This is a genomic window from Psychromonas sp. Urea-02u-13 (genome assembly GCF_002835995.1).
GTDB lineage: Bacteria > Pseudomonadota > Gammaproteobacteria > Enterobacterales > Psychromonadaceae > Psychromonas.
Window position 1 is genome coordinate 1 of the sequence record NZ_PJBZ01000061.1, and the last position, 22943, is coordinate 22943.

The following is a 22943-nucleotide window of genomic DNA, read 5'->3' on the forward strand; positions in this document are numbered from 1 at the left end:
TGAGATGTATCTGTCAAAAACCTTTGAACAGGTGCATGAAACATGGCTTACATATTTAACGCCAGTGTTAAATAAACCCGATGTGCGCATTTTAGATTTAGGCGCGGGTGCGGGCCGTGATAGTAAATACATGGCACAGCAGGGGGCAACTAATAATGTCTCGGTTACTGCGATTGAACCTGCTTTGATGCTCGCAGAATTGGGTAAGCAACATACCCAAGGTTTAAACGTTAATTGGTTGCAAGATTCCCTACCCGATTTACAGCATGTTACCCAACAAGAAATTAGCTTCGATTTAATTTTACTCAGTGCGGTGTGGATGCATATTCCAGACTCACAGCGTGAACGTTCACTGCGTAAACTAGCCAACCTACTCAAACCCGGCGGAAAATTGGTTATCTCACTACGTCATGGGCCAAGTGGTGATGAAAGGAAAATGTTTGATGTATGTAGCGACCAACTGAGTAGGTTAGGCAAAAAATTCGGGTTATCTACAGTTTTAGTAACGGAGCAAAACAAAGATGTTATTGGACGTGATGAAGTGACTTGGCAGACTGTGATATTAAAGCTTAAGCAGGAATTATAAATGGGCGTATCGAATAATAAACAGATAGACTTTATCGCCTATATTCAGCGCTTGCTGGTGGAAGGGGAATTTAATGCAACTTATAAATATGCGTTATTGCATGCCTTAGCTGATATCTGTATAGAAAGCCCTTTAATGGACGATCCTAATCATCAACTAAAAATTCCTCTCAGTACCATAGTTGAAAAATTCATCGCTATTTATTGGCAACATGCTATGCCATTTAATGCAACAGAACAAAATCAAAACGGCTTACTGCAACAAAACAGTGGTAAGCAAGCGAAGATAATTACCGAGTTAAACCGTTGTCATAATCTCAATATTAAAAACATAAATAAACTAAAGCAGAGCGATGACTGGAGTGCGATATATAGAGACACATTAAGAGTCATTAAAGAGGGGCCTTTATGGCGCTTGCAGTTGTTAGCAAAGAAGGAGGAGTGCTTTCTATATGCGCATAAGAAGGGCGTTCCTTACATCATGTTAAACCAAGGTATCGCATACTGTTTTCGTCGTTTCTATGAGCTTGTGACTCAAATATCGCGTAATGCTTGGATAAACAAAATTCAGAGTATTCCTGCTAACCAACAACTGATTGGCAATCAGGCACAATTAGATCCGTTCCTGTTTGGTATCAACCGCCAAACAATTACTCAGGCCAGACCGATACTCGAAGAGATACAAAAAGGAAAATGTTTCTATTGCCAAAAGAAACTAACTCAAACAACAGAAGTGGATCACTTCATCCCTTTTGCTAAATACGCAAATGATTTAGGGCACAACTTTGTTGCTGCCCACAGCAGTTGTAATAACAATAAACGTGATTATCTAGCAGGGTTTGAGCATCGAGATAGGTGGTTTGAGCAAAACATCATCAATAACCAGAAAATACTTGATGATGAACTCAGTGGCTATTTTAATTGTGACGCTAAACGGTCTGAGTCGATCACTATTTGGGCATACCAGATTGCAGCCCAAAACAAAGCGCAACTGTGGCTTGGGAAAGGTACTTTTGAAAGTACGTATCCAGAGTTTCAGAATGAATTAGGCTGATATGGCTTTGTTCTTCGTAGTACGTGACTGTTTTATTTAGTATGCGTGTGTAATCTCTTTATTTTTTTAAATGAGGCATATATGTCAAAGCTTCTACAAAAACAGAACTTAGGTTGCTTAGAGACCCAATATAAAAGTTGGGCGTTATCGATCGGTAAATCTGAAAAGACAGTTAAAAATTATATCGGAGCATTAAAAGGGTCAATACCTAATTGGCTTAATGATGTGGGCATAGCGACAGAAAGTTTAATGTCTATCAGCTCTTATGATATTTATAGCGAAGTTATCGCTAAGGTGCTGTTACTTGATGAGTTCAAAGCAAAAAATAGAAAAGGTAATGGCATGTATAGTGCCGCCATTAAATCTTATCAGGCTTTTTTAGCGGATATCAGTCAAGTAGATGTTCAAGCTGATATTGAAGCTGTGCTCAATGCAGATGATAAGACTGCTACTCAAAAGGCAACTTTAGTTAATACACGAATAGGTCAGGGTAAGTTTAGAACTGATCTTATCGAATATTGGCAAGGTTGCGCTTTAACGCGTTATAACAATACGGATTTTTTAATTGCTTCACATATCAAGCCTTGGTCTGCATCAAATGATGTTGAAAGGTTAGATCCAAATAATGGTTTTCTATTGCTGGCAAATATCGATAAAGCATTTGATCGTGGTTACATCACTTTTACTGATAAAGGAAAAGTTCGTATATCGCAGTGTTTAGATAATTATGAAGTGCTTGGAATAAATAAAAATATGGGTGTTGTTTTGAATAGAAAACATCAAGATTATCTTGCCTATCATCGGGAAATAACGTTTAAAAATTGATGGCTATATTTTCAGCCGTATAGAGAAACTGACAATAGTTATAATAATAGGGAAAAGAACATGGAAAAAATATTAAATAAGGTAAATGGATTTATACCTACTTTAACGGCGCTAGTTGTTTTGTTTGGTTTTCTTTTTTACATGGTGGCTTACTTTTTTATTAAAGGTTTAGATGTCGGTTATGGAGTAAGCAGCATAGTTGGGAGCCAACAAGAGTTAGTTGCTAATGGTTTAATCTTATCTATTGGTCTAGTGGGTGAAATTGCAGTACAAGCATTTTGGTCAATAATAACAAATTGGTACTTTATTATTATTGGGTTACTCGGTGGTGGAGGGATGCTTTTATTCGATATATTCATAAAAAAAGATTCTCACATCACTTTCTCATTATCGATAGAAAAGTATACAAAATACCTAAGTAGCTTTTTAATTATAATTTACATATTTATTAGTTTTCCTTTGACTGCATTTGAAAAAGGTTCTCATTTCGCACAAAACGAAATAAAGAAATTGAACGAAAAAGGCTGCAAAATAGAATCGGAAATGTGGGGGAAATGTTCTTTAGTCACTTACCAAAAAGGTGATGAAATCGTTAAACTAAATGGATTACTACTAGATAAAAAAGGGCAAGAAATAACCCTTTATTTACCCAAAGAAAAAATATTGAGGACTTTTGTTCTGCCAAGTGATGCGATAATTGAACGTAACTCTATTACTAATTAATTTTCAATTTTTATTTTAGGAAAGGTATGGACGTCCTGCCTTTTACTTACTCAGTTGATGATCTTTTTGAAGCATTACTGTCGCAAAGAAATCGGTTGAAAGAGATGTAATAGTAGAGGGGGTAGTAGGGAAAACGAAACAATGTGTAATCGTAACTTATAGATACTTTCTACAATGTGTATAGGGTTAAGTTAATGATTTTAAAAGATGTAAGATATGACCTGCCTTTTATTTTTGAATAAGTAGCATCAATATTATCTCGCTTATCATCGGGAAGTAAGCTTCAAAATATAAAAAGAGCAAGCACTGTATGACTAATTTGCACTTATGCGTGACGTAATTAGTAGATGATATTTTCGAAGTTTTGTTATGTCAAAGAGGTCGTTTGAAAGAGATGCAATAGTTAAGGGAATGGTAGGACAAGTGTAATAATGTGTAATCGTAACTTGTTGGTTCCTTCTATATTATGCATCGGTTAAGTTAATGATTTTAAAAGATGTAAGGTATGGATGTCCTACCTTACTGCCCCCATCATCTGTTGATTTACTAGGTTAAAGGTATGGATTTTTGAGCTCTCTTTTATTTAGACCATTGAAGCGTGATATGTGAACTCTTTTTACTCATGCACTTTTTTATGTGCCTTCTAATAGTTGATATTCTTTACAAACTGAAAATAATAGGGTGCTGAGTTCATTAATATTTTTACAATCATAGTAGCTTTTAAACTCATTTTCATCGATTTTTAAAGTGGCTTCTTCTTCATTATTAACGATATGTAATCCAATTAAATCAGCAAAGTCGAACATAAAGAAGGTTGTTAAAATCATCCCCCTATCTTCTAATCCGCCAGTCGTCTTACCTTCTTCGTCTTTACTGCAAAAAACTTTAGCGTAGGTAACATCTTCAAAGGCAACGTCCAATTCTTTTGCCCATATTTGTCGTTCAATATTATCCACTAAACAGTTTTCAGGGCTAATATTATTGGTGTTTAGACCAAAATAGTAGGTAAATAGCTCGACTAGAAATTGGGTGATTTGCTGTTTATTTTGCACTGCTTTTAGGTTGATAGTCGGGCATTGTGCTAGTAAAGCCTGAACTTGCTCTTCATTAAGTAAATCGTCCTCAGCAAACGGGAGATCCGGGGTACTGCTTGTTAATTTAATTAACATTTCCTTTCCTGTTATTTATTATCTAAATAGGTGTAGAAAATAGTTGGATATAATCGTCGAAACTATCACCAACTATAATTTTTATTATATTACTTTAATAAATATTCCTATTTTATTTAAACATCGATTTCATTTCATCAATAGAAAGAGGTTGCTTTCCTCTGTGTAAAATTGAGTGGCAATTTGAACAGACTGGTATTAAATCAATTAGTGGGTTAACAGAGTAACTGTTATTGATTTCACTTAAAGGTTTAATATGGTGAACTTCGATAAAGCCTTCGCCATATGCACCATAAAACTTTGAAAAATCAAATGAACAAATTTGACAGGTAAGCCCAAAATGGTCAATACAGGCCTTCCTCGCTTTAGGATCTCTTTCGTAGCGATTAACTAATACTTGTTTTGAGGTTCCTTCGATGAAAATGTCATTACTTTTTATCTCAGAAGAAGCTGTATAAGTTTCGTTCTCATCTTGATTAAAATAAAGTTTATCAATTTGGTTCTGAGCACTTACATCTGCTTTCCTACCATAGCCATCATTAGTTATTTCCTTAGCAATAAGATAATACCCAAACTCTGGACTACCACCGTTAGGGTCAAGGCTAGTCATTTCAACAGAAAGTCCATTGTCGGTAGTGAATCGGTGGCCAATAGAAAAGTCTCGTTTGAATATTTCACCATCATTATTACGAGTGACTCTCAATGTTTTACCATCAATCTCTTCAAAAGTGTAAAGTGGTTTTTGATTATTCTTATTATTAGTTCTTTGCCATTGAAGCATTGTAAGTATTCCTTATGTAATAAAATAACTATCTATAATAACTGTATCATACCATTAAAATTCAATGTATTTTTATTGGGCTCCTGAAAAGATTAAAACCATCGGATTTAGCTATAATCCATCAGTATTTTCAATATATAATCATGGATTATAGATATGGCAGTCATACGTTTTTTAAAATTCAATATGTTAATATTTTATAGTTTTCGGGAAAGTACATTTGGGGATAGCCATAAATTGAAACCTGATTATGTTCATGTCTCAGCCAGTACCGGTGGACATTACTAGCTACGATCGCATTAAAGTCTGTAATCAGTAGTACCAATCGGGGACAGCCGTAAACCGCAATAACTTATTGATTTTATCTTATTAAAGTTATGGGAGTTGTAGACGTTTTTCATACTTATCTGTACTCATTCTAGCGTGGGGAATACGCTGACCACTCCCCTAAGAAGAATACTATTTAAAACCATTCCATAATGGATCGGTATCATCAAAAAATGACACTTCGAAAGTCGAATCCTTCCAACGGTGGTGCTCAGGGTCAAAGGGGCAACCTTGCCCACTTCTAGGATAATGCGCGTTATAAATGAGGTAACCATTACCTTGTTGCTTTAATTGCGACATTAACTCCATTGCATCCGCCGTTGATAGTAGGGGCTGATCAAAAAAGGCCTTTCCACATACAGATTCCGAATGGAAGACACGCCATTTATATTTATAGAATAATGGATTGGGGTGCATTCTTGTTGCGTATGAACCAAAACAAGGGCTTCCGTCTTCATTAATTAAGTCTGTGTATTGAGGGTTACAATTCATGCGTATTTCTCTGTATGGATTAATAGAGTGCATTGTACGTTTTACGTGGCGTTTTATATAGCACTGTCCATTTGTACATATATACAAAACAGGCATGATTCACGAGTCGCCAGTTGTTGTAATGCCTCGACCTTACCAAGTGAAAAACTATTGTTAAAGTGATGCGCTCCAAAGCACGTAATCCTGTGTAATGTTTTTATTGGGTTATCCCACTATGCTCGAACTGTGCTCGGGATATAGTGATGATGAACCATGGCTCAGTGCCATCACTACCCCTGTATAGCTACCCACTTTTAAGTAATTGAAACCAATGAAAGGCGTTAATTATGATACTTATGGTGACCAATCGACGGATAATTAAGGGGCAATATGCTGATGAAGAAAAACATCTGCATAAGTTTGAATACCAATATCAATATAATAAGGTGGCAGATTGCTTTGAAAAAAGGGGAAAAAGGGGTTTTGAAGTCTCGCTGTTTAATGAATTAAAACGATTAAAAGAGTCGGGTATTAATACACCTAAGGTCGGTGTTTATTTGCATGGTTTTAATAATAATTATCAAGATAGTATTGATGAAATTTATGATTTAGAAGCACACCTTTCAAAAGCGATAGGTTACCAACCCATTATTATTGGCTTTTCGTGGCCTTCAACGGGAAGCCAGGTTAGTTATTTATCAGACAGAGAAGAGGTTCGAGACTCTGTGGGTGCTTACACTCGATTCTTGTTAGACATTGATGACTTGGCTAATCGAAATCAGCAGGATTGTTTCTCATCTGCATTCTGCATTGCACACTCCATGGGTAATTATCTGTTACGTAAAGGCATGGAATATTTGTCGGATGCATTAGGTAGCCCCACGGGGAGGAAGCTATTTGATGAGACGATAATGATTGCCCCTGATTTAAGTTCAAACGATGTTAATAGGCTAGGGAAAGGGCAATATATTGCCCATTTTTCAAGAAGGGTACATGTTTATTACTCAAAGCATGATAGGGCACTAAAGTGTTCCAGCATTAAGCGTTTTGGGGGGAATCGCCTCGGGCGCCACGGTGCAAATAGTTATGATAATTTACCAACTAATGTGGTGGTTGTTGACGCAAAAAAATATGCTAATCAGCAGTCGATAAAAGGTGTTTTAGATCGTCAGAACAAACAAGTGAGTGTGCACAGCGCGCATCGCTATCATGAACATATCATCGCAGATATTGTGCAGGTTATCGCCAGTATTGATAGGCATGAAATTACAAACCGTGTTGCGTATGAAAATGAGGGAGAAGCGTTAAATAATCACTTTAAATTGGTGTAAAAGTAATGACAAAAATAGCTGTTTGATTATCGTCATTCCCGAGTTCTTTTATCGGGAATCTCAGGTGTGAGGCGCAAAGGCAGATCCTCGATAAAAGACTTCGAGGATGACGGCTTGTGGTACTTTGTGTATTAAGTTTATCGTCATTCACGCTCTCTTTTTCCGTCATTCCCGAGTTGTTTTATCGGGAATCTCAGGTGTGGGGCGCAAAGGCAGATCCTCGATAAAAGACTTCGAGGATGACGGCTTTTGGTGGTTCGAGGGTGACTGCTTAGCATTTTCGAGGACGGCTGTTTAACTATCGTCATTCCCGAGTTGTTTTATCGGAATCTCAGGTGTGGGGTTACAAAGCAGATCCTCGATAAAAGACTTCGAGGATGACGGCTTGTGGTGGTTCGAGGATGGCTGTTTATCCAGCTCGTTATTCACGCTCTCTTTTTCCGTCATTCCCGAGTTGTTTTATCGGGAATCTCAGGTGTGGGATGACAAAGGCAGATCCTCGATAAAAGACTTCGAGGATGACAGTCTGTGGTGGTTCGAGGGTGATGGCTTGAGGTTATTTGAGGGTGACGGTCGTGGTACTTTGCGTATTAAGTTTATCGTCATTCACGCTCTCTTTTTCCGTCATTCCCGAGTTGTTTTATCGGGAATCTCAGGTGTAGATTCACAAAGCAGATCCTCGATAAAAGACTTCGAGGATGACGGCTTGTGGTTATTCGAGGGTGATGGCTTGAGGTTTTCGAGGGTGACTGTTTAACTACCGTCATTCCCGAGTTGTTTTATCGGGAATCTTAGGTGTGGGGTTACAAAGCAGATCCTCGATAAAAGACTTCGAGGATGACGGCTTGTGGTTTTCGAGGATGACTGGTTGAGCTTATTCGAGGGGATGGTTTGTGGTGCTTTGCGTATTAAGCTTATCGTCATTCCCGAGTTGTTTTATCGGGAATCTCAGGTGTGGGGCGCAAAGCAGATCCTCGATAAAAGACTTCGAGGATGACGGTTAAATTTAAATAATTAGGAGTGTTTAAAATTTGACCGCTGTCTAAGAATTAGATTAGTAACAATTAAGTCATAATCATAAAGTGATAGTATTGATGTTATCAATTTAATGTATGGGTAATGCTCTGAAGTCATCACGGGAATGTAACTATGTCTGTCAATTTCTATAATAATAATGCCGAACAGTTAGCTGAGATGTATCTGTCAAAACCATTTGAAGAAATACATGTTTCGTGGCTTGAGTATTTAGTGCCTGTATTAAATAAACCCAATGCACGAATTTTAGATTTAGGTGCCGGGGCTGGGCGAGATAGTAAATATATGGCAGAGCAGGGGGCCGAGAATAACATATCCGTGACTGCTATTGAGCCAGCACAGATGTTGGCGGAATTAGGGGAACAACAGACTCAAGGTTTAAACGTCAATTGGTTGCAAGATACCCTACCCGATTTGCAACATGTTACCCAACAAGAAATTAGCTTTGACTTGATTTTACTCAGTGCCGTTTGGATGCATATTCCAAACGCTCAACGCGCTCGCTCATTACGTAAACTGGCCAGCTTAATTAAACCCGGTGGACAATTAGTTATCACATTGCGCCATGGGCCAAAATCAATGTACCACTACAGTGATCAACCTAGTCGTGAACAACGCCACATGTTTGCAGTGTGTAGTGATCAGCTTCTTCACTTAGCGAAAGATTTGGGCTTAACCCCTTTATTAGTGACTGATAAAAATACAGATGTGTTGGGGCGTTCAGATATTTTATGGCAAACCGTCGTTCTGAAGCGTAATTAGGAAGTGTAAGTGGGTGTTTCGAGTGATCAGCAAATAGATTTCATTGCCTATTCAAGGATTATTGGTTGAAGGTAAATTTATAGCAAGCATATACCCATGCTACTTCAAGATGCAAAGTCAGCAAGGAAAATTGTGCCGAGATACTAGGCATAAAATTGAAGCCTAGTCATTCTAAGTCGAAATTTTATAACGACGTAGATGGGTACAAGTTACCTTGCCCTACGGGGCGCAAGCTCGAAAACCAGCCCAGTGTTACAACAATCAAAAAGTGAATAACAATTACCTCATGTTGTGCCTTGCTCTGGTTATCGAGCTTGTGCCTGACAAAGCATCTTGAGGTAGCATGGGTATAAGTATGCGTTAAAGGTGATTAAAGAGGGGCCCTTATGGCGTTTTCAGGTGTTAGTAAACATAGAAGTAAGCCTTTTCCTCTATCCTGTTCTAAATGCGCTTTAGAAATGAAATTAAGAGATGTTAGAATTTTTTTTATCAATGCTTACAAAAAAGCCGAACATAAGTTCGGCTTTTTTAATGTAACTAAGAAAAAGAATTAATCTTCTTCAGTAGCTACTACTGGACGGTCAACTAACTCGATGTAAGCCATAGGGGCTTTATCACCGGTACGTAAACCACATTTAATGATGCGTGTGTAACCACCAGGGCGACTCGCGTAACGAGGACCCAATTCATTAAATAGTTTAGCTACAACCGCGTTATCACGCGTGCGAGCAAAAGCTAAACGACGGTTAGCAACGCTATCCGTTTTAGCTAGTGTAATTAAAGGTTCAACTACACGACGAAGTTCTTTTGCTTTAGGTAAAGTAGTCTTAATTACTTCATGTTCAACAATTGAAATTGCCATATTACGAAACATTGCCTGACGGTGGCTGCTGTTTCGGTTAAGTTGACGTCCGCTATGGCGATGACGCATGACTTAATCCTTATTATTTGTTATTCGATGATTAGTTTATTAATCTTCGATTAGGTTTGCTGGTGGCCAGTCTTCTAAGCGCATGCCTAGAGATAGCCCACGTGATGCAAGAACATCTTTGATCTCAGTTAGCGACTTCTTACCTAAATTAGGCGTTTTAAGAAGTGCAACTTCGGTACATTGTACCAGATCGCCGATATAGTGAATCGTTTCTGCTTTCAAACAGTTAGCAGAACGAACCGTTAATTCTAAATCATCTACTGGACGCAAAAGAATCGGGTCAAACGCTGGAGTATCATCTTCAACGACTGGCGTACTTGCTACACGTAAATCAACAAATGCGTCTAATTGCTCAACTAAAATAGTAGCTGCGCGACGAATTGCTTCTTCAGGATCAAGTGTACCATCCGTTTCCATATCGATAACAAGCTTGTCTAAATCGGTACGCTGTTCAACACGAGCTGATTCAACACTGTAAGCGATACGCTCAACAGGGCTAAAAGTCGCGTCTACTAATAGACGACCAATTGGACGCTCATCTTCTTCAGTATGAATACGTGATGAAGCTGGAACATAACCGCGACCTGCTTCAATTTTAATACGCATGCTAATTTCAGCATTGCCCGTTAAATGACAGATCACATGTTCTGGGTTGACTATCTCTACATCACCATCATGGATGATGTCGCCTGCAGTAACAGGACCAGCGCCAGATTTAGTTAAACTAACTAACACTTCGTTTTTACCTTCAAGCTTTACAGCTAGGCCTTTCAGGTTAAGAAGAATCTCAAGGATATCTTCTTGTACGCCTTCCTTGGTGCTGTACTCATGTTGTACACCATCAATTTCAACTTCAGTTACCGCTGTGCCAGGCATAGACGATAATAAGATACGACGAAGCGCGTTACCTAGAGTGTGGCCGAAACCACGCTCAAGTGGCTCTAAAGTCACTTTTGCTCTAGTTGCGTTGACTTGTTCGATATCAACTAATCTTGGTTTTAGAAAATCAATTACAGAACCCTGCATTTGTGTCCTCTCTTAGCAGTTAACTTTACTTAGAGTAAAGTTCGATGATTAACTGTTCGTTAATCTCAGCAGATAAATCTGAACGTTCAGGTTGACGAGTAAATGCGCCTTCCATCTTCGTTGTATCAACAGCAACCCAACTTAGGGCTTCACGTTGACCAGCAATTTCTAGTGCAGCGCCAATACGTGCTTGCTTTTTAGCTTTTTCACGAATTGTAATAACATCGCCAGCTTTCACATTGAAAGAAGGAATGTTAACTACTGTACCGTTTACCATTAGCGCTTTGTGGCTAACTAATTGACGTGATTCAGCGCGAGTAGCACCAAAACCCATACGGTAAACAACATTGTCTAAACGGCCTTCAAGAAGTTGAAGTAAGTTTTCGCCAGTGTTGCCTTGCAGACGCGCTGCTTCTTTGTAGTAGTTACGGAATTGCTTTTCAAGTACACCGTACATACGACGAACTTTTTGCTTTTCACGTAGTTGTAAACCGTAGTCAGATAGACGCGGTTTACGCGCACCATGTACACCAGGTGCGTTATCGATTTTACATTTAGATTCAATCGCACGGACACCAGATTTAAGAAATAAATCAGTTCCTTCACGACGACTCAGTTTAAGCTTAGGGCCTAAATATCTAGCCATTTTTCTTTCTCCAATTGCCTAAGAACGTTGCGATTAAACGCGACGTTTCTTTGGTGGACGACAACCATTATGTGGGATTGGTGTAACGTCTGTAATATTAGTTACACGGAAACCCGCCGCGTTTAGTGCGCGAATCGAAGATTCACGACCAGGTCCAGGTCCATTTACAAAAACTTCTACGTTTTGAAGACCGTACTCTTTAGCCGCTTCAGCAGCACGTTCAGCAGCAACCTGTGCAGCGAACGGAGTAGATTTACGTGAACCACGGAAACCAGAACCACCGGCAGTTGCCCAAGAAAGCGCATTACCTTGACGGTCTGTAATAGTGACGATTGTGTTGTTGAAAGAAGCATGGATATGAGCCATACCATCTGCAACTTGCTTTTTAACGCGCTTGCGAGCACGAGTTGGAGTCTTAGCCATTATCTCTTACCCTTATTTTTTGATTGCTTTGCGCGGACCTTTACGAGTACGAGCATTCGTTTTAGAACGCTGTCCACGTACAGGCAAGCTGCGACGATGACGAAGTCCACGGTAACAGCCAAGGTCCATAAGACGCTTGATGTTCATAGATACTTCACGACGTAAATCACCTTCAACAGTGAAATTTGCTACTTCAGTACGAATAGCTTCGATTTGTGATTCTTCCAGATCTTTAAGCTTCGTTGATTCAGCAAAACCAGTCGCTGCACAGATTTTCTGTGAGCTAGTTTTACCAATACCAAAAATTGCAGTTAATGCAATCACGATATGCTTATGATCAGGAACGTTAATGCCAGCGATACGGGCCACTATGCACTCCTTAAATTAAGTAAAATTCATCTGTGAAAAGCCCGAAAGGATGCTCTACAAATGATGATTAGAAAAAAACTCTATTCTAGTCTATAAAGCTAGAATCTTTTGGTATCCAAAATCTGGATTAGCCTTGGCGTTGTTTATGCTTTGGCTCTACACAGATAACACGCACCACACCGTGGCGCTTGATAACTTTGCAGTTACGACAGATTTTTTTAACGGATGCACGAACTTTCATTGCAACACTCCGGTTTATAAATATTAAGCCCTTGTACAGTTACAAAAAACGCTTGTAACCTTACAAATTGCAAGGGGTGACGGAATATAGCAAATTATCATTAACTATTCGAGGTAAACTTGATTGGAAAGAACAAATAAAATATTCAATATTTGTGAGTTAGGAAAATAAGCAGGGTATTTCCTTTTATTGTGAATTAATCTAGGTGTTTCAATGAACCAATTTATTAAGGATTTAAAATGGATTTTACCTCTATCATCACAAACGTATTGAGTATGGTTTGGTTTTTAATACCGCTATTCCTGCTACCTATTGTTTTAAAATCGGCTTGGTTTAAAGGTCTTTGGGGCGACCTTGACCATTATCTTGGATAATGCACGCTATAAATGAGGTAACCATTACCTTCGTTGCTTTAATTGCGGCATTAACTTCATTGCATCCGCCGTTGATAGTCGGGGATGCTCAAAAAAGCCTTTCCACATACAGATTCTGAATAGAAGACACGCCATTTATATTTATAGAATAATCGATTTGGATGCATTCTTGTTGCCTATGAACCAAAGCAAGGGCTACCATTTTCATTAATTAAGTCTGTGTATTGAGGGTTACAATTCATACGTTCAATACGTTAGTATTAATTGTTTATACAGTTCGCAATAAATAGCTGATATATTTACTTGTTAAAAGTTAATAAAGAAAGCATTCGACGATCGAGTATTCGGTTGGACTTGCTCAGAAAACCTGGAAGTATTATTAGGAACGGTATGAAACTAAAACGTAATGATCCCTGCGCATGTGGTAGTGGCATAAAATATAAAAAGTGTTGCATGAATAGTGGCGCGGTTGAAACACAAAATATCGCTCATGAATTACAAAACATAGTCGCAATGAATCCTGATTTATCCTTGGAAGACTTGCAAGTTGTTTTAGAGCATAAAGTTGATCAGCAAAATAATCGAGCTATTGACAACTATTGCGGTTTATCCCCTGAAGTAATGCATAGTTGGATCCATGATGATTGTTCAAATGCTGTAAGTGTCACTTTCACGGCTCCTAAAATATCCGCATTTGACTCACCATTATTAGCTTATGTTGAAATCATTCTCACTGATATTTTAGACAATATGGGCAAGCTTAAAGCAACCCCTAAAGGTAATTTACCGACTAAAACAGTTAAAAAAGCATCATTAATATTGAGTAATTTAGCTGTTGCAAAATATGAAACTATGCCAAGTATTAGTGAATTTACAGGCAGTAATGAAGATAAGTTTGCCGCCTTGCATGCGACTCGCATTTTGTTACAGCACTCTGGTTTTATTAAATTACAGAAAGGATATTTTAGCCTGACTAAAAAGGGCGAGGGGCTTTATCAAAAACAGGGGCTAAACGGTTTCTTTGTGCCATTGTTACAATATTATATTGAGAAATATAATTGGGGCTATTTAGATGGCTATTCTGATCACGTGATGATTTCAATGTGCTGGGCTTTTAGTTTTTGGCGTTTGCAAGAGCATGGTAGTGTAGAACAGTTATGTGAAGAGGTTAATGTGGCATTTCCTTGGCTTGAAACTGACTTACCAGTGAATACTTATTGCACTCAAAAAGAGGAACTGAAACGCATTATCGAAGTACGTTTAATTAGTCGTTTTATGATACTGTTTGGCTTTGCTATCGTTGATCCTCGTCAGTATCAAGACGGTGAAAAAATACCAGTTAATCTCACCTTATTACCTTTGTTTTCACAAGTGATTAAATTCGACATTTAGTGATGATATTGGTCGCTGTTTATTCTTATGAGGAAGATTCGTCGGGGCACCCAAAGACTTTATTCCCTAGCTAATTGTTTTTGCTAGCGACAACGTTTGGGTGTCCTGAATTGGGTTCTTATAGGATCGGTTTGTATGAATAAAAACAGGTGTGGGTGGAGAACTAAGAAGAGTTTCGCACCCAGATTAAAGTAAAGTTAATTATTATAATTTAAAGAGCTAAGTAGTAAATGAGCGGTCAAACTTAAGCATGCTAATGAACAGATTATATAAACGAGCTTAGCGATATTTACTTTTGACATCATGACTGCAACTCGCCGAGATATTGCAAAATCCGTTCCTCCCCAACTGCGTAGTTTCAAATCAAAGCATAAACTCAAAAAAAGTAGGTGACTGGCTGTCACGATACGAGCATGAAAGAAATCGTCGGCCATTAACGCTACAGTTAATGATGCAATATGCACCAACAAAATAGTTAACTTAGGAAGTACATGGCGATATTCACTCAACAGAATTTGAGTAAGCCAAGCAAGATAAATTCCTTTTAATTGCCAAGGTACTACTGAGCCAAAAATTAATAACAGACCATCATCTAAAATTTCTGTTTGATTACCATTGAAGATCCATATAGCAATAGCAACTGACAAACATAATGAACTCGGTAATGAACGGAAGGCTTTCTTTTTAATTTGAACAAAAATAAAGCCGCTAGCTTGGACGGTAAAGAAAAAAATAAATAATGAATCAGTCACTCCTTCTGAGATTAACTGAGTAATAGCAAGCACACAGATAAGATTAAAACCAGACTCTAATAATAGAATACGTTTTATTTCTTGATGGTTGTCGACCATTTTAGTGAGAGGCCAAAACAAAACAGGTAAAATCAAAGTAACAATGACAGTCATAGTTACCGAGGAAATTGTAAGTTGATAAAAACCTGTTAAATAAATCAAACACAGGGATAAAAATAATCCACTGGAAAGTAAGTGTGTGCGAGAAATTTGGCTCATCGTGTATTACTCATATTTTCTATGCATGTTGTAAGTCGCTTATGGCATAGGATTGCGGTTTCAATAGTACGTTCTAATGTGGCTGGTACACGCCATGTTTGTTCTGCATCGACAATACATTCACCAGTAAAAAATAAATTATCAAATTCTTCAGAGTGAATTGCCATTTTATTTTGATAAGTTGGATGAGCAAGGGAATGCTGAATAACCCAGCAAGACAGAACGCCATCCTCATCGGTAAATGTATTACCTTTATGCCAATCGCTATAATTTGAATGTTCAGCATCAAGCCGAGGTACGATTGTTGCTCCAGGACCGATATGAAATGACACGAAACCTGGATCATCAAGAAGTTGTGTATTGCCCATGAGCTGAGTCAAGAGTTCAACTTGTACTTCTGTTTGCGAGCAAAGTAATAGAGGTTTATCGTAAACACAGCCAATAGCAGTATCCATATTCGTTGCTGTAATAGATAAACAAACCAATCTATTTTTATTATGTTGGCACTCTGGGTAAGTGATGCTGTAACTAAGCCCCCAAGGCGAATCAATAACAATTCCGACTGTCTTTTCATTAAGTGCTTGTGGTAGCTGATTAAAGTGTAGTTGAAAACCATGGCTAAACACACGGTGTAAGGCTAAGCTTTCACCAAATTGACTTGATAGCTTTTGTTGGATGATATGTGCAGGTATTGCTAATACAAAGTAGTCTGCTGGTAGCTTGTCACCATTATTGAGCCAGATAGTCGCATGATTAGGGGTTGCTTCATGATTAATAATACTTGCGACTTCATTATTAAAATGGAATTTGACACCTAAGGTTTTAAGGTATTGATACCATGGTTCAATCACACTTTGCGAGATTGGAATACTAAAACCCAAGCTATAACCATGAGGAGACTCAGGGTGTAACATTCCCTCTTTATTTCTCAATAAATCGAGTACTGAAAGAGTAGCAGTATCATCTGTCGCCCCAATCCATGCAGACAGCATTGGACGTAAAAAATTAGCAAGTTGCGGTCGTTTTCGATATTGAAAATATTCACTAATAGGTATGTGAATGTATGAATTATCTACCTTTGCCAATAAAGCTCGTTGCTTGAACCAGTAGATATCATTCAAGGAAACTTTAGCATAGAGCATAGAGTAGGCAGACTTAGCATTATCGACCCACTTTTCAATAGTCGAAAAATAACTACGTTGAAACTGAATTGTTTTGTTAGTTTTCCCCCAATGAAATTGTACTTTTTTTTGGGAATGTATGTAGTCTAAGCACGTCCCTGTTTCGGTCGGGATCTCCTTTAGAAGTGATAACAGATACTTGTTTTTAGCAAAAATTTGCCTATGAGTGAGCTCATGTACTTTGCCATTAATTATATGACCCATACACTTACCGCCTGCTGAAGACTCCTTCTCATAAACAGAAACGCGATAGCCCTGCTTAATACATTGATGTGCGATGGTTAACCCTGATATACCCGCACCAATCACGGCGATATGAAGTTGAGACTCTGTGTACTTTTTTTGAGAACGGATCATGATGATTATTTCCAATAAAACAAGCCAGAAAATACTCTGGCTTGTTGGTTGTATTAGTAACGACGAGATTACCTAGATAAAAAGATAGATAAAACGAAAAGATAAAACAGGACATCCCTTTCTTGATTCGGTTATATTAATCAAAAATAGGTTTCTGGAATAGATAACAACAAACGAAATGCTTGTTTAATCACTAAAAATATTGAGGGAGAAGATAAAATGTAAGCGCTCAACGAACCCATCTATCAAACTCTTAAAATAACCGCCATTATTTTCCTTTCTCTTAAGGGTCGTTATGCATACAAAACCACTGACCAAAACACAGCAAGTCTGGCTCGATCATATCAATAAAGCCACAGATCAAAACCTATCTATGTCTGCTTATGCGAAGCAAAATAATCTTGCGTTAAAGTCGCTTTATAATGCGCGTGCGTTACTGATGAAAAAAGGAATTTTGCCATCAATAAGCAGTCATTACCTAGTGCCATTGACGGTGACACCACCAAGCCACCCGACAATAACAACCTCATGCAGAATCACATTATCTAACGGTGTGTTGATTGAGTGTTCTGACATCGATATCACCACCTTACTTAATAGGGCGAGTCAATTATGATCAGGCCTTGCAACTCAATTGAAAAATCTACCTTTGCCGTGAGCCCGTTGATTTTCGCAAGGCGATCAATGGACTATCTATGATGGTTGAGGAAACATTGTGCCTCGATCCTTTTTCATCACAACTGTTTGTGCTTACCAATAAAAGGCGCAACAAAATCAAAATATCGCTTGAGGCTAATGCTAGCTCACTAGAAACCTGACGTTTCCAAACTGCAATGTTGCAATCATCCCGGTAAATATTAGTAAAGATCTCTGGCATTTCACCTTCACTCGCTGATTGTATTATTTTCTCTGCGGAGAATAGGCTTGATGATTTACGCTTAATACGCGGGGCTACGGAGATCATTTGCTTTCCTTATATTGAGAAAAAGAAAGATTGAGTGTTGGAGATTTACTTTGTTGGTGCATAACAGGACCTTCTATTTTTATAGTCAGTATTAATGAGAAACGGTATTTAATGTTATGTTGTAATAATATAGGCTAACAAGGGAACTGTTTTGTTATAATGTAACGTTTTGTAGGGAGGGGATGTTTGATTACTGCTTATCGTCATTCATGCTTTTTTACCGTTATTTCAGTCATTCCCGAGTTGTTTTATCGGGAATCTCAGGTGTAGGGTCACAAAGCAGATCCTCGATAAAAGACTTCGAGGATGACGGCTTGTGGTTGTAACGTATTTCGAGGGTGACGGCTTGTTCCTCTATTACAATCAAAATCAACCTGGTTTTCATCAGTTATTTGCTTGCAGGAATTACGCCTGTATATCAGTTATATAACTATCTTATTTATTTTTGTAATCATATTTAAATACACATTAAATTTGTTTGTAATCTATATTGAATACATTTTTATTTTTAATGTAATCATTATTAAATACGTAAGTTTGATAGTGTCATTGAATTGAATTACACTTAATAGAATGAAACATAAGTATCAGGTGATAATATGACTAATTTTTCCATTAAAAAACCTAAAAATACGGTTCGTTCAATGGTGAAAGAGCAATACAAAGAAATTGTGAATTCAGCGACTAACCTTAAAGGTATTCCTCCTAGACCTCCTGAAGGCTGGGTTCGTACTATCCGTAAAGCGCTAGATATGTCTGGTGCTCAATTAGCCAAACGCCTAAACTTGAGTCGAAATCGAGTATCAATTCTTGAACGGCGTGAGATTGAAGGGGATATAACAATCAATCAACTAAAAGAGTTAGCTGATAAGCTAGGTTGTGATTTCACTTATACTTTAGTGCTTAAGCAAGACGTGAATTTGACCCTAGAAGCACGCGCCGAAAAATTAGCGAAGATTCGTTTGTCAGAAAACTCACAAAATATGTTTCTAGAAGCACAAGTGATTAGTGCTCAAAAAGAAAAATTTCTTATAGATGAATTAAAACAAGAGCTACTAAAGTCAGGAGGACGTGTTCTTTGGAAGCACGATAAAGAGACGGTAGATAATTGAATTTATTAATAGATGATCCTGAAGGTGCAACACCACTTTCCCCTGACGATCTCCAAGGGTTAAAACTACCTCATATTCAAATCCGTGCGCAGCTCAATGAAGTTGAAGCCGCGAATATTCTACAAGGACAGCTTTGGGTGTCTAATCTCAATGCGCTGACTTTGGATGATATATTTAGTCGGGACTTTATTACTGCTCTCCATGAAAGTTTATTTGGAGATATTTGGGCGTGGGCCGGTACTTTCCGAGTGCGAGAGCTTAATATCGGTGTTGATCCCAAAAACATATCTGTCGACCTACATAATTTTCTAGAAGATGCAAAATGTTGGCTTGAGTTTAAACATTTTTCAGATTTGGAACTCAGCGCTAGAATTCAACATAGACTGGTACAGATTCACCCTTTTCCAAATGGTAATGGTCGCCACTCAAGAATTTTTACTGATGTTGTCAGGGTATTCCTGCTACACAAAAAGCCCCTAAAATGGGCAAACGTAAAACTCGAAGATATCTCTAAAGAACGAGGTGCTTACATATCGGGCTTGCGTAAAGCCGATGCTGGTGACTTCTCTGAGATGGTGCATTATTTAGATAGATTAGGTAATGAGTAACTTTAACTATAGGTAATCAATTTGGTGGATGATTGTTTATCGTCATTCACACTCTCTTTTACCGTCATTCCCGAGTTGTTTTATCGGGAATCTCAGGTGTTGGCTGTCAAAGGAAGATCCTTGATAAAGTACTTCGAGGATGACGGTTTGTAGTTATTCGAGGGGGCTGCTTATCCAGAGCGTCATTCCCGAGTTGTCTTATCGGGAATCTCAGGTATGGGCTGTCAAAGGAAGATCCTCGATAAAAGACTTCGAGGATGACGATTGTGGTGGTTTGAGGGGGCTGCTTATCCAGCTCGTCATTCACGCTTTCTTTCACCGTCATTCCCGAGTTGTTTTATCGGGAATCTCAGGTGTAGGTTCACAAAGCAGATCCTCGATAAAGTACTTCGAGGATGACTGCTTGTGGTGGTTCGAGGGGGAGGTTTATCCTGCTCGTCATTCACACTCTCTTTTACCGTCATTCCCGAGTTGTTTTATCGGGAATCTCAGGTGTTGGCTGTCAAAGGAAGATCCTCGATAAAGTACTTCGAGGATGACGGCTTGTTCCAGATCGTCATTCCCGAATTCTTTTATCGGGAATCTCAGGTGTCGAGCGTCAAAGGTAGATCCTCGATAAAACACTTCGAGGATGACGGCTTGTGGCTTGAGGGTGGTGGCTTGTGGTACTGAACGTATTAAGCTTGTCGTCATTGACACTCTCTTTTACCGTCATTCCCGAGTTGTTTTATCGGGAATCTCAGGTGTCGGTTCACAAAGCAGATCCTCGATAAACCCCTTCGAGGATGACGGCTTGTGGTGGTTCGAGGGTGACGGCTTATGGTTGTCCGAGGCTGACTACTTAACTATCGTCATTCCCGAGTTGTTTTATCGGGAATCTCAGGTGTGGGGTGTCAAAGGCAGATCCTCGATAAAACACTTCGAGGATGACGGCAGTGGTTATTCGAGGGGACGGCTTATGGTTATACTCAGTGCTCTGCTTATCGTCATTCCCTGTAAAATAGCTCTGCTATTTATTCCGATTGCTATAACCTTTAAAAGTATCAAAGAGAGGGTATGTTATGTTTTATGTGATTGCACAATTTCTACTGCTGGCTGTTATTGCTTGGCCGTTGGCAAGTTTGTCGTTTTCAATCGTGGGGTTATTTTTAATGGTGCTTGGCGCTTTGATTGCGTTATCAGCATTAATGGCTAATCGTCCTGGTAATTTTAATGTTCGCCCGAAGCCCAAAGAAACAGGGGCATTGATTGTTCATGGCCCTTATAAGTTTATTCGCCACCCTATGTACAGTTCGCTTATATTTGGCAGTTTAGGATTTCTTTTCTGTCAGTTTAGTTTTTGGAAATTAGGTGCGTGGTTATTACTGATTGTGGTGCTGGTGTTAAAAGCACGCTTTGAAGAAAAAGCGTTATGCGCACATTACGCTGCGTATCACGTCTATCAAAAAAGCAATAAAGCGCTCATCCCTTGGATTTGGTAGTGGGGTGTTCTTTGTTCTTTGTTCTTTGTTCTTTGTTCTTTGTTCTTTGTTCTTTGTTCTTTATTGGCATGAGATTAACGCGTTACCAGCAAATAGGATCAACACGATAATAGTCTTTTAGTTGTAGATATAATTTGGGGTATTGGGCAAACAGCTCGCTTGATTGTTCAAAAAATACTTCGCTGGCGACGGCAAAAAACTCCGCAGGATTGGTGGCACCATAATAATCAAACAAAGAGGGTTTACCTTCTTTTACTTGGCGCATTAGCAGTTCGTAGTGTTCTAAAAAGACGGCAGACCATGTTTCATAATTTTGATTTCTACCTAGAATAGGGGCGCCGTTGGCGTTGCCATCTTCTTGATCTAATTGGTGTGAAAATTCGTGGATCACCACATTGTGGCCATCATCGGTGATCTCAGCGCCTTGTAGTGTGTCTTCCCATGACAATACAATTTTGCCGAACTCCCAAGATTCTCCCGCTAATGCCTGTCGTTGAGTGAACTGTAAACCGTCATTATTTATTTGTTGCTGTTGGCGTATAAACGCCCTCGGATAGACCAAAATTGTTTGTAGTTTTGGGTAAATATCTGTTTTTCTGTTTAACAATAGTAAACACGCCTGCGCTGCAATGGTGATTTTTACTTCATCGTTTATTTTTAAGCCATTGCAACCAATGAAGTTTTTCTCTTCTACAAAAACTTGTATATGTTGTTTTAGCTGTAATTGTAAATCGGCAGGCATCTTTCTAAAGTAGGGGACTCTTTTGCTGAGGATTTTACGCCATTGCTTTTTAAAGGGGCGTTGCCTAATTTTATTGCGTTGAAAAGTTCGCCAGTAAGGTTTTCCTAGGATGTAGGTTATTAATAATGCACCGATAAATAGGGGTAATAAAATAGGTAACATAGTGACCTCAATGCAAAATGGAATATGGGTTTATCCCTATAACATTGGGGTCTTTGTGTTAAATATCAATACTAAGCATTGTAGACTTGTTTTTATTCATAATGAGCGAGGAATGCTCTTAATTTATCTTCATCAATAATGGTAAGACCTTGCTCTGTTTTGTTAATCAAGCCTTTATCTATTAGGTCTCTGACTGCACGGCGATAAACGCGTCCGGAGGTCCCAAAACGCTCAGCTTCTTGGTTCACTTTATCAAAGCCACCTAAGGCGGCGCTTGTTTCCTTTTGCATCAGTAAGTCATATGCAATGTTGTAAGTAATAGGATGAAGTAAGCGGTTTGTGTAGATATCCATTGAGTCTTGGTAATCTTCTGCTAAAGCGGCTGCAAAAAAGAACATCATTTCAGGTTGTAAATAGAGGGCTTGGGTCAGTGCGGTGAGGCAGATGATGTCTAGTTGTAAATGCTCGGCAGCGACGACCGTCCATTGACAAGGCGTTTTGCTAAAGTACTCCATCTCACCGAATATATGATAGTCACAATCAGCCTCTCCAAGCTGGAAACGTCGCCCATTAGCTGCGCTGATGCTCATTGATACACGCCCAAGAGGCACCACATAGAGGTGTTCTAATTTTTCACCCTGACGAAGAATTTCGTTACCCACATCAACATAACGTGTGCCTACCTGGCATTGATAAATCAGCGCTTTAAATGCGTGGCGTTTATCGTTTAAGAATGATTGGAAACGACCTGATGTGTAAGGGCTAATTCTCATAGTGAACTCATCTATTAATGGGACTGCAAAATTAATTAGATTTGAGACTAATTACAACTATTTGTTTTATCTTAGTAATGGGTTGTGC

26 protein-coding genes are annotated in these 22943 nt (G+C 38.7%); 13 read left to right on the forward strand and 13 right to left on the reverse strand.

Annotation, left to right across the window (positions count from 1 at the left end; translation table 11 throughout):
* The 4 genes from CXF74_RS10780 to CXF74_RS10795 all read left to right on the forward strand — a co-directional run.
* The coding region (locus CXF74_RS10780) for a class I SAM-dependent methyltransferase (RefSeq protein ID WP_157822381.1) at positions 1–586 on the forward strand (586 nt) is incomplete at its 5' end.
* Positions 587–1639, forward strand: coding sequence for an HNH endonuclease (locus tag CXF74_RS10785; protein ID WP_101082456.1), 1053 nt, complete (start codon positions 587–589; stop codon positions 1637–1639).
* Between the two features lie 81 nt (positions 1640–1720).
* Positions 1721–2464, forward strand: coding sequence for an HNH endonuclease (locus CXF74_RS10790; RefSeq protein WP_101082457.1), 744 nt, complete (start codon positions 1721–1723; stop codon positions 2462–2464).
* Positions 2465–2524: 60 nt separating this feature from the next.
* A complete protein-coding gene (locus CXF74_RS10795; RefSeq protein ID WP_101082458.1) occupies positions 2525–3187 on the forward strand; it encodes a hypothetical protein in 663 nt (220 codons plus the stop codon).
* Positions 3188–3819: 632 nt separating this feature from the next.
* On the opposite strand, the gene CXF74_RS10800 is transcribed toward CXF74_RS10795, so the two are convergent.
* The 3 genes from CXF74_RS10800 to CXF74_RS21950 all read right to left on the reverse strand — a co-directional run bounded on the left by CXF74_RS10800 (position 3820) and on the right by CXF74_RS21950 (position 5956).
* Entirely contained in the window at positions 3820–4356 is a 537-nt protein-coding gene (locus CXF74_RS10800; RefSeq protein WP_101082459.1) for a hypothetical protein, read from the reverse strand.
* A gap of 112 nt (positions 4357–4468) precedes the next feature.
* Entirely contained in the window at positions 4469–5137 is a 669-nt protein-coding gene (locus CXF74_RS10805; protein WP_101082460.1) for an HNH endonuclease, read from the reverse strand.
* 459 nt (positions 5138–5596) lie between these two features.
* A complete protein-coding gene (locus tag CXF74_RS21950; protein ID WP_157822382.1) occupies positions 5597–5956 on the reverse strand; it encodes a hypothetical protein in 360 nt (119 codons plus the stop codon).
* 326 nt (positions 5957–6282) lie between these two features.
* Here CXF74_RS21950 and CXF74_RS10810 point away from each other — a divergent pair, with 326 nt between their 5' ends.
* From CXF74_RS10810 to CXF74_RS10820, 3 genes are all read left to right on the forward strand, one after another.
* Positions 6283–7266 (forward strand): alpha/beta hydrolase, encoded by a 984-nt coding sequence (locus CXF74_RS10810; protein WP_101082461.1) that lies wholly within the window; start codon positions 6283–6285, stop codon positions 7264–7266.
* A gap of 385 nt (positions 7267–7651) precedes the next feature.
* Positions 7652–8023 (forward strand): hypothetical protein, encoded by a 372-nt coding sequence (locus tag CXF74_RS10815; protein WP_157822383.1) that lies wholly within the window; start codon positions 7652–7654, stop codon positions 8021–8023.
* Between the two features lie 392 nt (positions 8024–8415).
* Positions 8416–9063: a class I SAM-dependent methyltransferase gene (locus CXF74_RS10820; protein ID WP_101082463.1), complete on the forward strand. Its 648-nt coding sequence runs from the start codon at positions 8416–8418 to the stop codon at positions 9061–9063.
* Between the two features lie 550 nt (positions 9064–9613).
* On the opposite strand, the gene rplQ is transcribed toward CXF74_RS10820, so the two are convergent.
* The 6 genes from rplQ to rpmJ form a co-directional block, all read right to left on the reverse strand.
* The gene (gene rplQ, locus CXF74_RS10825; RefSeq protein WP_101082464.1) at positions 9614–9994 is read right to left on the reverse strand and encodes a 50S ribosomal protein L17; all 381 of its coding nucleotides are present in this window, start codon (positions 9992–9994) and stop codon (positions 9614–9616) included.
* A gap of 39 nt (positions 9995–10033) precedes the next feature.
* Positions 10034–11020 carry a DNA-directed RNA polymerase subunit alpha gene (locus CXF74_RS10830; protein WP_101082465.1) on the reverse strand — a complete coding sequence of 329 codons (987 nt, stop codon included), beginning with the start codon at positions 11018–11020 and terminating at the stop codon, positions 10034–10036.
* Positions 11021–11045: 25 nt separating this feature from the next.
* Positions 11046–11666 carry a 30S ribosomal protein S4 gene (gene rpsD, locus CXF74_RS10835; RefSeq protein WP_101082466.1) on the reverse strand — a complete coding sequence of 207 codons (621 nt, stop codon included), beginning with the start codon at positions 11664–11666 and terminating at the stop codon, positions 11046–11048.
* A gap of 33 nt (positions 11667–11699) precedes the next feature.
* Positions 11700–12089 (reverse strand): 30S ribosomal protein S11, encoded by a 390-nt coding sequence (rpsK, locus tag CXF74_RS10840; protein WP_101082467.1) that lies wholly within the window; start codon positions 12087–12089, stop codon positions 11700–11702.
* A gap of 12 nt (positions 12090–12101) precedes the next feature.
* The gene (gene rpsM / locus CXF74_RS10845; protein ID WP_101080498.1) at positions 12102–12458 is read right to left on the reverse strand and encodes a 30S ribosomal protein S13; all 357 of its coding nucleotides are present in this window, start codon (positions 12456–12458) and stop codon (positions 12102–12104) included.
* A gap of 127 nt (positions 12459–12585) precedes the next feature.
* On the reverse strand, positions 12586–12699 hold the full coding sequence (gene rpmJ / locus CXF74_RS10850; protein WP_011770886.1) for a 50S ribosomal protein L36: 114 nt from the start codon (positions 12697–12699) through the stop codon (positions 12586–12588).
* Positions 12700–13463: 764 nt separating this feature from the next.
* Between rpmJ and CXF74_RS10855 the strand changes: the two genes are divergently transcribed.
* Positions 13464–14465 carry a YecA family protein gene (locus CXF74_RS10855; RefSeq protein WP_101082468.1) on the forward strand — a complete coding sequence of 334 codons (1002 nt, stop codon included), beginning with the start codon at positions 13464–13466 and terminating at the stop codon, positions 14463–14465.
* Positions 14466–14662: 197 nt separating this feature from the next.
* Here the strand turns inward: CXF74_RS10855 and CXF74_RS10860 are convergent, their stop codons facing one another.
* The gene (locus CXF74_RS10860; RefSeq protein ID WP_101082469.1) at positions 14663–15475 is read right to left on the reverse strand and encodes a hypothetical protein; all 813 of its coding nucleotides are present in this window, start codon (positions 15473–15475) and stop codon (positions 14663–14665) included.
* Positions 15472–17013 carry an FAD-dependent oxidoreductase gene (locus tag CXF74_RS10865; RefSeq protein WP_101082470.1) on the reverse strand — a complete coding sequence of 514 codons (1542 nt, stop codon included), beginning with the start codon at positions 17011–17013 and terminating at the stop codon, positions 15472–15474. Before CXF74_RS10865 ends, CXF74_RS10860 begins: the two co-directional genes overlap by 4 nt.
* A 295-nt stretch (positions 17014–17308) precedes the next feature.
* Here CXF74_RS10865 and tnpA point away from each other — a divergent pair, with 295 nt between their 5' ends.
* The 5 genes from tnpA (at position 17309) to CXF74_RS10895 (ending at position 21178) form a co-directional block, all read left to right on the forward strand.
* Positions 17309–17629: an IS66 family insertion sequence element accessory protein TnpA gene (gene tnpA, locus CXF74_RS10870; protein ID WP_101082471.1), complete on the forward strand. Its 321-nt coding sequence runs from the start codon at positions 17309–17311 to the stop codon at positions 17627–17629.
* Between the two features lie 82 nt (positions 17630–17711).
* Positions 17712–17831: a hypothetical protein gene (locus tag CXF74_RS23090; RefSeq protein WP_442965952.1), complete on the forward strand. Its 120-nt coding sequence runs from the start codon at positions 17712–17714 to the stop codon at positions 17829–17831.
* Between the two features lie 745 nt (positions 17832–18576).
* Positions 18577–19089, forward strand: a complete 513-nt coding sequence (locus CXF74_RS10880) for a mobile mystery protein A (protein WP_101082473.1) — start codon at positions 18577–18579, stop codon at positions 19087–19089.
* Positions 19086–19697, forward strand: coding sequence for a mobile mystery protein B (locus CXF74_RS10885; RefSeq protein WP_101082474.1), 612 nt, complete (start codon positions 19086–19088; stop codon positions 19695–19697). Before CXF74_RS10880 ends, CXF74_RS10885 begins: the two co-directional genes overlap by 4 nt.
* A 1061-nt stretch (positions 19698–20758) precedes the next feature.
* Complete coding sequence (locus CXF74_RS10895) at positions 20759–21178, forward strand: methyltransferase family protein (RefSeq protein WP_101082476.1); 420 nt, start codon at positions 20759–20761, stop codon at positions 21176–21178.
* 82 nt (positions 21179–21260) lie between these two features.
* Here CXF74_RS10895 and CXF74_RS10900 read toward each other — a convergent pair whose 3' ends face one another.
* The gene (locus CXF74_RS10900) at positions 21261–22082 is read right to left on the reverse strand and encodes a zinc-dependent peptidase (RefSeq protein ID WP_101082477.1); all 822 of its coding nucleotides are present in this window, start codon (positions 22080–22082) and stop codon (positions 21261–21263) included.
* 92 nt (positions 22083–22174) lie between these two features.
* Positions 22175–22855, reverse strand: a complete 681-nt coding sequence (locus CXF74_RS10905; RefSeq protein WP_101082478.1) for a Crp/Fnr family transcriptional regulator — start codon at positions 22853–22855, stop codon at positions 22175–22177.
* Positions 22856–22943 lie beyond the last annotated feature (88 nt).